General features: G+C 61.0%; 9 protein-coding genes and 1 pseudogene. 1 reads left to right on the top strand and 9 read right to left on the bottom strand.

From position 1 onward, the window contains the following. Positions 1–28: 28 nt before the first annotated feature. From yihA to BUB76_RS08955, 6 genes and pseudogenes are all read right to left on the bottom strand, one after another. Positions 29–673, bottom strand: a complete 645-nt coding sequence (gene yihA / locus BUB76_RS08930; RefSeq protein ID WP_073128432.1) for a ribosome biogenesis GTP-binding protein YihA/YsxC — start codon at positions 671–673, stop codon at positions 29–31. Positions 674–772: 99 nt separating this feature from the next. Beyond that, positions 773–2,518, bottom strand: coding sequence for a c-type cytochrome (locus BUB76_RS08935; protein WP_175550288.1), 1,746 nt, complete (start codon positions 2,516–2,518; stop codon positions 773–775). A gap of 163 nt (positions 2,519–2,681) precedes the next feature. Beyond that, a complete protein-coding gene (yidC, locus tag BUB76_RS08940) occupies positions 2,682–4,505 on the bottom strand; it encodes a membrane protein insertase YidC (RefSeq protein ID WP_073128434.1) in 1,824 nt (607 codons plus the stop codon). Between the two features lie 88 nt (positions 4,506–4,593). Next, entirely contained in the window at positions 4,594–5,634 is a 1,041-nt protein-coding gene (locus BUB76_RS08945; RefSeq protein WP_139250825.1) for an EAL domain-containing protein, read from the bottom strand. A gap of 570 nt (positions 5,635–6,204) precedes the next feature. Continuing rightward, positions 6,205–6,876, bottom strand: a pseudogene (gene ttcA / locus BUB76_RS08950) (tRNA 2-thiocytidine(32) synthetase TtcA); the annotation flags it as partial. A 281-nt stretch (positions 6,877–7,157) separates the two neighbouring features. Further along, positions 7,158–7,427, bottom strand: a complete 270-nt coding sequence (locus BUB76_RS08955; RefSeq protein WP_073128436.1) for a helix-turn-helix domain-containing protein — start codon at positions 7,425–7,427, stop codon at positions 7,158–7,160. An 857-nt stretch (positions 7,428–8,284) separates the two neighbouring features. On the opposite strand from BUB76_RS08955, the gene BUB76_RS18335 reads away from it, so the two are divergent. Continuing rightward, the gene (locus BUB76_RS18335; RefSeq protein WP_073128438.1) at positions 8,285–8,557 is read left to right on the top strand and encodes an antitoxin Xre/MbcA/ParS toxin-binding domain-containing protein; all 273 of its coding nucleotides are present in this window, start codon (positions 8,285–8,287) and stop codon (positions 8,555–8,557) included. 646 nt (positions 8,558–9,203) lie between these two features. On the opposite strand, the gene BUB76_RS08970 is transcribed toward BUB76_RS18335, so the two are convergent. Genes BUB76_RS08970 through BUB76_RS08980 form a run of 3 tightly spaced genes read right to left on the bottom strand, consistent with a single transcriptional unit; the run spans position 9,204 to position 13,975 of the window. Next, positions 9,204–11,795, bottom strand: coding sequence for a GIY-YIG nuclease family protein (locus tag BUB76_RS08970; protein WP_073128439.1), 2,592 nt, complete (start codon positions 11,793–11,795; stop codon positions 9,204–9,206). Positions 11,796–11,807: 12 nt separating this feature from the next. Continuing rightward, positions 11,808–13,361 (bottom strand): Eco57I restriction-modification methylase domain-containing protein, encoded by a 1,554-nt coding sequence (locus BUB76_RS08975; protein ID WP_073128440.1) that lies wholly within the window; start codon positions 13,359–13,361, stop codon positions 11,808–11,810. After that, complete coding sequence (locus BUB76_RS08980) at positions 13,358–13,975, bottom strand: class I SAM-dependent methyltransferase (RefSeq protein ID WP_073128441.1); 618 nt, start codon at positions 13,973–13,975, stop codon at positions 13,358–13,360. The genes BUB76_RS08975 and BUB76_RS08980 overlap by 4 nt, the downstream gene beginning before the upstream one ends. Positions 13,976–14,045: the final 70 nt, after the last annotated feature.

Raw genomic sequence — 14,045 nt, forward strand, 5'->3', positions numbered from 1 at the left:
TTGCGCGGGCTGGCGCGGAAGGACGGGGTCAGTCGATGCCGGCGATGATGGCGCGAAGGTTGGCGATCCCCTCGCCTTTCTCGGACGAGGTCAGCACCAGCTCGGGGAAGGCGGCCGGGTGCTGGGCCAGTGTCGCGCGCGTGCGCTCCAGCGCGCGGTCCAGGTCGCCGCGCTTGAGCTTGTCGACCTTGGTCAGCACGGCCTGGAACGGCACCGCGGCCCGGTCGAGCAGACCCATGATCTCGTCGTCCACGGGCTTGGTGCCGTGGCGGGCGTCGATCAGCAGGAACGCCCGGCGCAGGTTGGCGCGTCCCGACAGGTAGTTCTTCATCAGGGCCTGCCAGCGCTCGACCACCGCCACCGGCGCGTTGGCAAAGCCGTAGCCGGGCAGGTCGACGATGTAGAAATCCGCAAGGGTGAAGAAGTTGATTTCTTGCGTGCGGCCCGGCGTGTTCGATGCCCGGGCCAGCCCCTTGCGCCCGGTCAGCGCGTTGATCAGGCTGGATTTCCCGACGTTCGACCGGCCGGCGAAGCAGATCTCGACCCGGTCGTCGGGGGGCAGGCCGTCCATGGCCACGACACCCTTCAGGAAGGTCGTCTCGCCCGCGAAAACGCGCCGCCCGTGTTCGAGCGCGTCGTCGTCCGGGGTCGCTGTGGGAAAGGGAAGCTGCATCGCCGGGTCCTTGCCTTGGCCCCGCGGGGCACCGTCGCAATCACCGGCGGGAGGAAACAGCCCCGCCCGCTTTTGTCAAGCGGGCGGGGCCGGGCCGGGTCACTTGGCGACCGGCTCCTGGCTGGCGAACCAGGCCGCCGCGGCGTTCAGCTGCTCGGTCGTCATCTTCTGCGCGATGTCCCACATCGGGCTGTAGTCGGTGATCTCTTCGTCTTCCGCAGTCTTGAAGTGGTCCAGCCGCGCGGCGAGATAGTTCGCGTTCTGGCCGTGCAGGTTCGGGATTTGCGGCAGGTTCTCGGTGTTTTCGCGCGCGTGGCAGGTCAGGCAGGCCCGCACGTCTTCCGTCGGAAGGCCGCGCCGCACGATCTGTTCACCCAGCGTCAGGTCGGTCGAGACCGGCTCCGCGGGCTGGCGCACCAGCGGCTCCATCCCGTCGAGATAAATGGCCAGCGCGTCGATCTGCTCGTCATCCAGGCGGATCGCGGTCTGGTGCATCCGCGAATTGTCACGACGGTTCGACCGGAAATCGTAGAGCTGCCGCTCGATGTAATCGACGTTCTGAATGGTGAGGTTCGGGGTTTCGCCCGACGGCGCGCCGGCCATGTCCTCCTTGTGGCACTCGCTGCAGACCTGCGTGATCTGGGTCTCGGCGGTCTCGACCTGGGCAGGCGTCGCGGGCGGTGTTTCGTCCTGCTGCGGCGCGGGCTCCATCGGCGACAGCCCGGCAAAGTAGGCGGACACGCCGGCGATGTCGGCATCGGTCAGGTTGTGCGCAACGCCGGTCATGGGCGACCAGATCGACGTGTGACCGCGGCCACCGCTGCGGAACTGCCGCAGCTGGCGCGCCATGTAGACCTGCGATTGACCCGCGAGGCGGGGCACCAGGACGCCGTCCGCGTTGGCCGTGCCATCGCGACCGTGACAGTCAAGGCAGGCCGAGATGCCGTCCTCGGGCCGGCCGACCATGGCCAGCGTTTCGCCCTGTGCGACGACCTCGGCATCGGGCGCTTCGTCCATGACGGTTGCCTTGGTCTCCAGCGTGTCGCCGTAGTAATTGGCCAGCGCGTCGATCTGGCTATCCGACAATTGCGAGGCTACGACCTGCATGTAGCCCGAATGACGGTCGCCCGCCGCGTAGGATTGCAGGGCGGCCGACAGGTAATCGGGGCTTTGGATCGTCAGGTTGGGCGCCTCGCCCGTGGTGGGCGCGCCGTCACCTTCGGCACCGTGGCAGGTCGCGCATTGCGCAACCGGAACGCCGGCCAACGCATAGTCGGCGAACCCGCCGGTGGGCGCGGCATACAGGTGCTCTTCCATGGGATAGCGGGTGAGGTAGAAATCCATCGGCTCCGCCTCGACCAGCGGACCGAACTCCATCTCGGGCGCGTCTGATGCCTCGGGCGAGACCATGTCGACGTAAGTGGCCGCGTCCATGTCGCCCAACTGGCGGATGAAGGCGACGGTGGACCAGATCTCGTCGGCGCGGTCGGGCGCGGGCCAGGCCGGCATGGCCGACATCATCACGCCCTTTTCCAAGATCACGTAAAGCTCGGCATCGGTGAATTGGTCGATGACCGAGGGAAGGTGCTGCGGCGTGGGCTTCATAGCCAGGACCATGGGATTCTGGCCGATCCCGGGCGCGCCGTGGCAGCGCACGCAGTTCTGCGCGAAATGCTGGGCGCCGAGCGCGATGCGACCCTCGTCTTCCAGGTCCTCGGGAGGCTCGATGCCGTATGCCTCGACCGCGACCCAGCGTTTGAAGGTCCCGTGGACGAGATTATAGAACCATTTCGGGTCCGAGGTGTTCGCGGCCAGATTGATGGCGCCTGTGAAAATCAGGGTCATGGCAAGGATGGCGCCCAGAATGCCAAGTGCCGCTGCCGTCAGGATAAATTTGACGATGAAATTGCGATTGAGAATGCCTGAAAGCATCGGCTGTCCCTCCTAGAGTCGTGATCCAACTCAAAGAGAGACAGTCCGTTCCGATAACATCGTGCGTCAGGACGCCTCAGTCGTCTTTCTTGTTCCGTGCAAAGCTCGACCGGATATTGCCGAAGACATCCGGCTTGTAGCCTTGGCTGCGCATGATCGCGTATTGCTGCATGAACGTGATCGTGTTGTTCGCGATCCAGTACAGCACAAGCCCGCTGGCGAAGCTGCCCAGCATGAACATGAACACCCACGGCATCCAGGCGAAGATCATCGCCTGCGTCGGGTCGGTGGGGGCCGGGTTCAGCTTCTGCTGCATCCACATCGAGATGCCCAGCAGGATCGGCAGGATGCCGAGGCTGAAGATGAAGAAGATCGATCCGGCCTCGGGCGTGCCCCAGGGCAGCAGGCCGAAGAGATTCAGTATCGAGCTGGGGTCCGGCGCGCTGAGGTCGCGGATCCAGCCCACCCAGGGCGCGTGGCGCAGCTCGAGCGTGACGAAGATCACCTTGTAGAGCGAGAAGAAGATCGGGATCTGGAGGAGGATCGGCAGGCAGCCCGAGGCCGGGTTCACCTTTTCCTTCTTGTAGAGCTCCATCATCCCCTGCTGGAGCTTCTGGCGGTCGTCGCCGGCCCGCTCTTTCAGCTTCTCCATCTCGGGCTGGAGTTCCTTCATCTTCGCCATCGAGACGTAGGACTTGTAGGCCAGCGGCAGGAGGATCGCCTTGATCAGCAGCGTCAGCGCGATGATCGCCCAGCCCATGTTGCCGATCATCAGGTTCAGCCAGTGCAGAACGGCGAAGATCGGCTTGGTCAGGAAGAAGAACCAGCCCCAGTCGATGCTGTCGATGAAGCCGTCGATGCCGTCGGCCTCGTACTCGCGGATGGTTTCCCACTCCTTGGCGCCCGCGAACATCTGCATCGAGATCTCGACGCTGTCGCCGGCGGCGATCTCGACCGTCGGCAGGCGCACCTCGGTCTGGTAGATATCCGCGTTGTCCACGTATTTCGCGACCGAGGTGAAGGGCGTTCCCGGCGTCGGGATCAGTGTGGTCATCCAGTACTTGTCGGTGAACCCGATCCAGCCGTCCTGCGCCACGTCGATCACGTCGGCCCGGGCGGCTTCACGTTCGACCAGGTCCAGGTCGGGCAGGTCGTCGTAGTCCAGCTCCTGCAGCTCGCCGTCGGACATGCGCACGACGCCCTCGTGCAGGATGAAGAAGTTCGACAGGTCCTGCGGCTCGCCATGCCGGGCGACGGTGCCATAGGGCGCGAGGCGCTGTGCGGTATCGCCATTGTTGGTGACGCGCTGCCGGATGGTGAACATGTAGTCGTCGTCGATCGTGATCTCGCGCTCGAAGACCAGCCCCGCGGGGCTTTCCCATTCCAGGGTCAGCGGCGTCTCGGGCGTCAGGCGCTCGGCCTCGCTGGTGACCTGCCACTCGGTATTCGCGCCCGGCACGTCGTCGTAGTCCAGCGCCGCGCCCGGCGCCCAGCCGAACAGGGCGTAATAGGCATCGGGGCCGCCTACGGGCGACAGCAATTCGACGATCGGGGCGTCGGGGTCGATGGTCTCGCGGTAGCGCTTCATGGCCAGCGCGTCGATCCGTCCGCCCTGGAGCGATATCGACCCCGACAGCGCGGGCGTGTCGATATCGATGCGCGGCGCGTCCTCGGCGGGCGCTTCGGCGGCGGCGGGGGCCTGGGTGCCGTCGGCCGTTACCGAGGGCGGGGCCGACGCGGTGTCGGGCAGCGCCGTGTCGGTGCCATCCTCGGTCGCGGTGACGGCGGGCGCGTTGGGGTCGACCGGCGTCTCCTCGGGCGGGAACAGCACGAACCAAATGAGGATCACGAGGAAGCTCAGAACCGTCGCAAGAATCAGGTTCTTGTTCTGATCGTCCATGAGGGACCTACGCCTGTCGCTGGAAAAAGGGTCAGCGGGCTTTCAACAGGGCAGGGCCAGAAAGGTCAAGCCGTTTTGCGCCATGCGCTCAGTGGCCGCGGGCCGCGCCGGGGGCGCTGCCGAAGCCTGTGGACAGCTGCCGGAGCGAGGCGGGCAGGGGCGTGTGCAGCACCTGGTGACCGTGTCGCAGCAACCAGCCGGGCAGGGCGTCCGCGTTCATGGGCCGGGCGATCCCGTAGCCCTGGACGTGGCCGCAGCCCAGCTCGGCCACGCGGCTGTGTTCGCCGGCGGTCTCGATCCCTTCGGCCATCACCTCGAGCTTCAGCTGGTCGGCCAGGGTCACGATCGCGGCAACCATGGCTTGCCGTTCCGGGTCACGGTCCAGCCCGCGAATGAAGGTGCGGTCGATCTTGATCCGCTTGGCCGAGAAGCGGCGGATGGCGTTGATCGAGGCCTGCCCGGTACCGAAATCGTCCAGGTCGATCCGGCAGCCCATGCGCGCGAGCTGGGTCAGGACACGTGGCACCGTGTCGTCCTGGTCGATCGAGACCACGGTCTCGAGCACCTCGATCCCCAGCCGATTCTCCTCCAGCCCCGCCGCGTCCAATGCCCAGGCGAGCCGCGTCGGCAGTTCGGGGTCGGACAGATCGGCCTGGGGAAAGTTGATCGACACGGTGGGCAGGTCCAGCCCGGCGGCGTCCCAGTCGGACAGGTGCGACAGGACGGCCCCGACCATGTGGTCGGTCAGGCGCGTCATCTGGCCAGCGGCATCGATCGTCGGCATGAATTCGTGGGGCGCCAGTGTGCCGAGGTCGGGGTGGCGCCATCGCGCCAGTGCCTCGGCCCCGCTGACCAGGCCGGTATCCGTCGAGACCTGGGGCTGGAAGAAAGGCTGGATCTGCCCGCTTTCGAAGGCGTGGTCCAGATCGGCGGCAAGGCGCAGTTCGGGCGGCGCCATGTCGTCCCGCGCGCCGCGGGCGATGCGGATTGTGCCGCCCGGCGCGGCATGGGCGGCGGCAAGGGCCCGCTCGGCCCCGACCAGCGCATCGTGATGTCCCGCTTTTTCGGGGCATTCGGGGGCGTGCACACCGATGCGCATGTCCGGGCAGGCCGGCGCATGGGCCAGCACCTGCCGCGCGCGGTGGACCAGAGCCGCGGTGTGCGTCTGCGCGCCGCGGGAAGCGCGACGGCGTGGCGTCGGCAGGGGAGGGTCGACACGATCGCACCCGCTCCGAAAAGACGCTGCAGGGTGCCTTCATCCAAGGCGCCCGGTGCGTGCCTGCCCCGCCGGGGTGGACCGTGGTCGATGAGGAAGAGGGCCGCCGGACCATCGCATTCAACAGTGCCCGGGGCCTTGCGATGGGTAGCAATCGGCCAGTCTGGCACCACGACAGGAGGGTGGTGTGAAGCCGCTTGCCGAAGGGACCATGCCCAGGTGCCGGCAACCGTGCCCATGAGCGCTGCAGCCGCACAGCAGGCCACGATCGCCCCGATGGTAAGGCTGGAGGTCGCCCATGCCGCGAGCCCGGGGACCACGCCGATACAGAGCCCGACGGCAAGACATCGCGGAAGCGGTCTGGCAAGCGACAGGAACGACACCGTGCGACGCATCATGATTGTCCTCAGAGGCTCGAACTTGCCTCACGGTAATCACCGGTCGTGGCCGAAGGGTTAACCGATTGGAAAAATCGTTCTCGGTTTAGTCCAAATTTGATTCGATTTCGAGATTTGCGAAATCGAACAGGTTGGGATCCAGCAGATGCGACGGGCGCGCGTTCATCAGCGCGCGAAACATCACCTGCCGTCGGCCGGGGCTGTTCTTCTCCCATCCATCGAGGATCTGCTTCACCTGCTGGCGCTGAAGCCCGTCCTGGCTGCCGCACAGGTCGCAGGGGATGATGGGATAATTGAGGGCGCGCGCGAACCGGTCGCAATCGGCCTCGGCCACGTGGGCCAGCGGACGCAGGACGAACAAGTCGCCCTCTTCGTTCACCAGCTTCGGGGGCATGGTCGCCAGCCGTCCGCCGTGGAAGAGGTTCATGAAGAATGTCTCGAGGATGTCGTCGCGGTGGTGGCCCAGCACCACGGCGCTGCATCCTTCCTCGCGCGCGATGCGATAGAGGTTGCCGCGCCGCAGCCGCGAGCACAGCGCGCAGAAGGTCCGGCCCTCGGGCACCTTGTCCATGACGATGGAATAGGTGTCCTGGTACTCGATCCGGTGCGGCACGCCCATCCGCTCGAGGAACTCGGGCAGGACCGTCGCCGGGAAGCCGGGCTGTCCCTGGTCGAGGTTGCAGGCCAGGATCTCGACCGGCAGCAGCCCGCGCCACTGCAACTCGGTCAGCACGGCCAGCAGGGTGTAGCGCGTCTTATGCTGAGTCTGCATCTTTGTGACTGAACGAAAGGGAGCAAAATCAGACCATTACAATTGATTTTCGTGCATGTATTTTTGATGCATGCTGCATCGTGCGCGAAAATGGTCAACTTCACCAGGAACTCGTGCACATATTCACTATTCTTCCAAGCTGCGGCCCTGTGGATTTGCTGCCGTCTGTAACCTGCTTGCCAGCGCGATGGCAGGCTGTGCGTGGCTCGCTTGCTTTCGCTGGTTCTGCTCATAGGCTTGCTTGTGGCGGTGGGTAAGGCGGCCAGTTATCCCTCCCCCTGAATCTTGTGATCTTGCGGTGTCGCCGCATCGACTACGCTTAGGAGGTCGACCGCCGAAACGCCTAACAAGCGAGAGATGACGACAAGCTCCACCACGTCAACTCGACGTAACCCCTTCTCAAGTTTCGCAATGAAGGACTGCCTGAGACCGGTGTTGCGTGCCAACTCGCGCTGAGACCAACCCCTCGTCGTCCGGTACTCAACGAGCGCATTGCCGAGAGCAAGTAGGCCCGAACTTCGTATGGATTTAGTCATGTTGCCCGCCTGAGGTTGCTTGACAACGGCGTAGCGGCAAGATGAATTGAACCTAAATTGGGTTCAGGAGAGTGGTGCGAACATGAACAGTGGCGATACGATTGAGATGCTGATCCGGACTGATCGGTCCGTTCACGAAGCGAAGCGAGCAGTGTTGCGAGAGTTTATCACGGATGCCGTAGGGCGGCGGTTGATCAGGCGCTTGCTTGATAGCCCAGCCGTCCGACCTCTCATGGAACTCAAGTTGAATGGGTGCACTTCCTATCGGGCTGCGAGGTATCTTGCCGCAGAGGAACTGGTGAGAATTGAGGAGTTTAAGGCTCGTCCTGCTCCATTTAGGAGGCGTGAGTGCGAGGCAATTGAAATCTCTTCGCTTGGAGAGGTTCTCTTGGCGGAAGAGCAAGAGGGACTTGACGAAAATCGGTGGATGTCGATCTTGCGAAGCTCGATTGTTGCCTATTCCTGCATTGACGACGGAACTGGAGTTTGTGGAACCCGTGCATTCATCGAGACATCTCTCGAACTTCCTGATCCAGACATATTGAAGCGCTTGGTTAGGGTGTGGGGCGGAGATCGACAGTTTCCGGAAGCGGCCACTATCAGCCACAAAATCGACGATGAGCAAAGAGCCGGCGCCGCCCATTGGTGGTCCGATGTGCCCAAGTTGAAAAGAAGCGGGCGAATAGTAGAGCTATGCTATCCGGATTAAACAGCGTGCCCATCACGATGCAGCCGACCATTGCAAGCATCAGCGACAGGTAGATGGAGCCTCCGGAGAGCGACAGGAGAGAGCCCGCGAACTTCAGCGCAAGTTTAGAGTCCGCATCCGCCGCGAGAAAGTTGGGTAGCATGTTCCCATGACAGAAGCTGACGACGCATACCACCTACCTAAGGACGTAGCGACACGGATATCTGGGCTCGGCATCACCGGCGTGGCCCACCGGGAGACAGTCAAGATTTTGTATGCGGTGCGGACGTGGACCGGAGACACAGACGCGGCGTTCGAGTGGTTCTCTGAACGGCCTCTGCCGTCGTTTGGCGGCCGGACCGCGGCCGACCTCGCGCGGGAGGGACGCACGAATGCAGTGAAAGCCTATGTCGAACGTGTCGGAGCGGGAGGGTTCGCATGACCGATATCGCTGATGACGTGATGGCGGCGAGGAACTGAGCGTGGCTTGTGATGAGGGAGACGATCACGATAGCCGGCGGAACGTCGATGCTGAAGGCGTGCTCGGAAACCGGAAAAAGCTGATCCCGTCGAAAGTTTGAGATTTCGATCTTCGTGACTTCAGAAAAACCACGCAATCTGTAACGCCCGGCTTTTCGTGGAGATCATAGGCGATGTGCCTTGATTGGTCGCGCCACTCTTCGGCATTGTCAGGATAATCTCTTGCCAAATGGAAGGCTACCACAAGAACGCGACTTTCGATCTGCGCTCGCGAAGATAAGGTATTGCCTTTTTCTGTTCGCCACCGCTCCGCCAACGCCGAAGTCGACGTGCGATCCCCTCCAATGAACCTGGGTTTTGGTTGAGGAGAGTGATTAAGATGTCAAAGCGATGGCGGTCAGAGCATGTCCTCGAGACGCGCGAGGGCGCCTCTCAGGAGGCGCCGCGCAGACCGTTTTTTTCGTGTGTGGAAAGCTGCTTACAGGATGACCCGTGAGGGCTTTGAGTAGCCCTATGCAGGTCTCAGGGGAGTTGAGGTGACCGAATCAGCTCATCCAACGCTTATCGGATGACAGCGTTTCGTTGCGTTTGGGGCTGGTCAGGCACCCCTACGATATTGTTTCTGTCACTTCGTGAAGCTCCGTTCGGCCGATGATGGCATCGAAGCCGCCTACTCTCTCTGGGAGATCCTGTCCTCCAGCATAGATCAAACTTGCTTCCTCAAATCGCTTGAAAGCGAAGATGGCTGCATTCATCACTTGGCTGTTGAAGACGCCGATCTCGCACAGGGTGCGGAAGTCCTTGACCTGGAGTCCTGTCACCCGCGTGAAGAGCTGGGGTTCGATGTTCTGGATGACATCGACAAGAGTCGCTTCCCGATGATCCGTGAGATACATGAAGACGGGAACGCGCGTCACAAACTTCAGCAGCTTCTCCCTTAGTTCCTTTTTGAACCCTCTGTTCTTCTTGTCCTCGTCCTTCGTCTCCTTCGTGTCGAGCTTGCCCTTTTCCTTCTTCACCTGGTTCAGGGCTTTCTCGGACGAAATCACCTTGGTAAGATCCTTCCCGAGGGACCGGAAGGCTTCGATCCTCTCCAAGGACGCCAGCAGGGTAGCGTTGTTCAGGATGCGCTCGAGAGCATCGTTGTCTACGTTGACCATCCTTGCAGACTGCCAGCGCTTTGCCAGCATCGTCGAGGCAATACCCGAAACTGCGTAGTCCAGAAGCTGCTCCGCGTTCAGCGGATGCATGTGAAACCCGTCGTAGCAGAGCACGGGGAGGAAGTGGATGAAGTCCGAAACCTTCTTTTCCACGCTCGCTTCCGTTGAGCCGATGTCGATGCGGCTGTTGTATTCCGCGATCAGGTTCAGGGCCCGCGACGGCGCGAAATCGAAGATGTAGCACTTGTGCTTGAGGATCTCTTTCCGCTTCGGGTCCAGCCCATCTCGGTTAGTAAGGGACCAAGGCGTCTGGACGCGGAACGCCGCTTGGAAATAGCTCTCCGGACTGGAGGTACTTCTGAGCATAAAAATACCAGACCATGGCGCCACAGAGACGCCCGTCGTCAGCTTGCCGCAGCTCAGCGTGATCGTCTTCGTGTCGACACCCTTCCCGATTGCGTCTCTTACGGGCTTGATCGCCTCGAGGCCCATTCCGGCATCCGATCCGGCGGCGACGATCACTCTGTAGTCATGGAAGAACACATTCTGCTCCTGCCCGAGAAGGAGCTTCATGGCCCGGCAGGACGCAACTGAGGGCATGAACCAGAAGGTGTGGGTCAGATGTCGCTGGAGGCGAACATCCTCGAACGGCACCGGCGGCTTCACATGGTCTTCGCCTGCGACGAGGTTCGCAGGCATGTATTTGCCGCGAATGAGGTGCAGCCAGTCCTGCACGGCATTCTCATGGATGAACCGGTATGTCTCGATTCCATCCTCAGCCTCTTCGGCGGGAACCTTCTCGGCACGGAAGAATTCGTTGAGATCGAATTCGTTCTGTTCTCCCTTCAACGCGACTTCGCGGATCGCGTCAGGCATCTGGTAGGTCATGAGAACCATCTGCGGGAGCTCGGCGTAGGGGTTCGGGCCGCGCTTGTTCTCGTCCCAGGCCTCCTTCGCGCGCTGCTCATCGGCGTAGGTCCAGTTGTAGATCTGATCCTCAAGAAACTCCCCGGACCCGAGAGCCCGGAAAGGTGTGCCCGACAGATAGAGGAAGTGCGCGACCGAGAGGGGAAAGGTCTCCTCGGAAAACGCCTGGGCGGCATCTTCGTCCTTTTTCGCTGCGTCGGATTCCAAGTCGCTTTCCGCCAGATCGGCGTCGTAAAGATCCTTTGCTGCGTCGCGCCATGCTCCGAAGTGGTATTCGTCAAGTATGACACAATCCCAGTCGATCAGGTGCGCTGCCTCGAACCTCGGCTTGATCTTGCCGTCGGCAGTGCGCCCGAGAATGTCCTGGAAAGATGCGAACCAGACAATCGGCCGGTTATCGTCCATGTCCTCATAGTTCTCATCTCGGCTCAGAAACTGCCATCCATCGAAGTCGACGTGGCTCTCCAGATCTTCCCGCCAGGCGTCTGCAACGGCCGGCTTGTAGGTGAGCACCAGGACCCGCTTCCATCCCATCTCCTTGGCGAGCTGGTAGGATGTGAAAGTCTTGCCGAACCGCATCTTGGCGTTCCAGAGGAAATGAGAAGCACGCCGATCGCCGGCGCCGTTCTTGCTCTCGCTCTGTGCCCTGAAGTATCGAGCCGTAGCTGAGACGGCAGCTCTTTGCTCGGGTCGCATGTCGAAATCTTGATGCCGCCCTGACGTGGTTGTCCGCTGGCCAGTCTTGATCTCGATCAGTGCCTCCTTGACGTCCTCTACGGTGCACTCGAACCACTCACCATTGACGCGCCGGACGCCCTTCTTCTCGAGCAGCTTGTGAACAGATCCGTCGCGAAAGAAGCCTCGATCATCCGTGACTGCTTGGTCTTCAAGGAGGATGGTAAACGGTTGCTTCTCAGGGGTTGCAGTTGGGAACTGCTGCCAAATTCGATCGACGACCTCCTTTTCGGTGTAGCCGACCTTCAACAGGCCAGTCCCCTCTCGAGATCCTGTCCATGGTGTGTCGCTGTAGTGCGGCGTCGTATAGGCGTAAATCTTCGGCACGCCGATCCGGCCGAAGTACCTGCTCTCCTCCACCCTGGAATCTCCGTCCATCACCTTTACCCCTTAACTGACTTGTGCCGTGACCGGCTCGCGTGGCGGCATCTCGTGCACGGTATACTCGATGAAGGCGATCTCCTCCTCGTTCAGTCCGTAGCGTTCATATAGGTCTTCGTCCGTCCAGGATCGGTCGAGCGGAACCATTGGGATGAACGCATACACATCTTTCGATGCGTGCTGCGCCGGTTTCCGTAGAGAGACAAGGAAGCGCGCGAAGCGCGTTCTCAGAAGGCTTGCGCAGTTCTCTGCAGTTTCTCGGTCGGGAAAGACCCCGGCCACGATGTATGTCTCACTGCAGGCTTCCCCGGGCCCAGAGATTATCGGATTGCTTAGAAACTTTGTCTCGATGGCCGCGCTCGTCCCTTGAACGGCCGACATCAAGACCTTCCACTGATCGATCGCGGGTCGATTTTGCGTGATTTCGTCTCGCTCAACCCAGGTGGTCCGCTTTGAGCCATAGAAGCGGACAGGGTCGTTGAGGCCGTCTGCTTTCGCTTTACCATGGAAGTTCGTTCTCAAGCCGAACGGTTTCGAGCTCAGAACCATGGTATCGAACGTGCCTTCGGCTTCTCCCCCGACACGATAGGCCTTAACTTTCTCCAGAACTGATACGGCTTCGTTGCGCCGTATCAGGACATCATACTGATCGAGATAGCGGGACCGGGCATCGCCGACCTGCTCTCCGTCCCAGAGGGTCCGCACGGTGCATGCCCCATCATACTCGCGGTCCCACAGGAAATAGCACACACCACCCCTGATCTTCACTCCCGGGAAGGCGTCGAAAAGCTTCGGCATGTCGACAAGTTCGCGCATCCGGTGATCCTTCAGCATGGACGCACGGAAGCCGTCGAGGCCCTTCCCACCGGAATACCAGCGTGCGGGGATGATCATCGACAAATATCGGGGTTTGAGGGCCTTCGCACGTTCAACGAAAAGGTGGTAGATCGGCGACGCGCTCGCTCCGTATCCATCATCCTTGAGCTGATAGGGCGGGTTGCCGATCACGACGTCGAATTTCATTGCTTTCACCTTTTTCAGCGGGAGGTGGATGAATTGGTAGGCGTGGTTTTCGAGGTGCTCACCTCGGTCAAGACTTCCTTCCGGCGCTCCGCAGTGAATGCACCGGCCGGATCTGTATTCGTGGGTTCCCCGTTGAAACTGAATGTTTCCTTGAGGATTATTGAAGGGGACGATCGACCACTCAGTTGTAGCGTCCTTCGTATAGTAGACGCTTCGCCTCGAGATCATCGCGGTGAGCTCTGTGATGGCAATGCCGAACAACATGTTTCGAAAGACATGTTCGCGTCGAGCGTCTTCGTCTGGTATTGCCTCGGAAAGGCCGGCCATCAAGCGCTTGGCAGCTTCGCGAAGGAACACCCCCGACTTCGAGCAGGGGTCAAGGATCTTGATCTCCGGATTACTCCAGAGCGAGTCTGGAAGCAGATCCAAAACTTGGTTTGCCAGAGCAGGCGGCGTAAAAACTTCGTCCGAGCTCAGGTTGGCGATGCAATCCAGAATATCGGGTTGACGCAAGGGCGCCAAGATACCGTCTGCTATCATCTACCCAGCTCCCAGTAATTTTTCATAGGAGTTTCTTCGATCGATGGAGGACCCCGCCAATCGAATCTCTCCGATTCCATCATGTCCGACAGCCTGAAGGTGCGCTGCTGGAACTTATTGATCTTCGGAGATGAGAACTCCACGAAGGTTATGGAATCTGCACCGTTAAGCATATCGCCGACGCAAATGTTGCGCTGCAGAATATATTCGATCGCATTACCGAAGCCCTCGGTCTGCCGCGCAGTATTCAGGTGCGTGGAGTAGAAATCGACCATGACCATCTTCATGCGCTCTCGGGCGTCTCGTATGTTATGGCCATCGATATCTACGCCGTAAATCGATGAAAGTGCCTTGAGACTATTGAATTCGAACGGCTTAGTCTTTTTGTGACGACGAAATACGGTTCTCAGTTTTCTCTGCAAAATGGCAACAAGGAAGTTTCCGTTGCCGCAGCTGGGCTCAAAGAATCTGGCCTCGATACTCGAGGCACTATCAGCCACCAGATCAAGCATGGCCTCGACCTCACGCTCTGCAGTGAAGACCTCTGCGAGGTCTCGAACGCGGTCCCGTCCTCGGGTCTCGAGAACGGGCAGGTGGGCAAACTCGTCGTTCATTTATTTTCTTCTCGTCTTGTGCGCGGGCGTCTTACGAGAAGATTGGTCCTTCTCGATGATCCCGAAGAAA

Source organism: Palleronia salina, from assembly GCF_900141995.1.
In the GTDB taxonomy this organism is placed as follows: domain Bacteria; phylum Pseudomonadota; class Alphaproteobacteria; order Rhodobacterales; family Rhodobacteraceae; genus Palleronia; species Palleronia salina.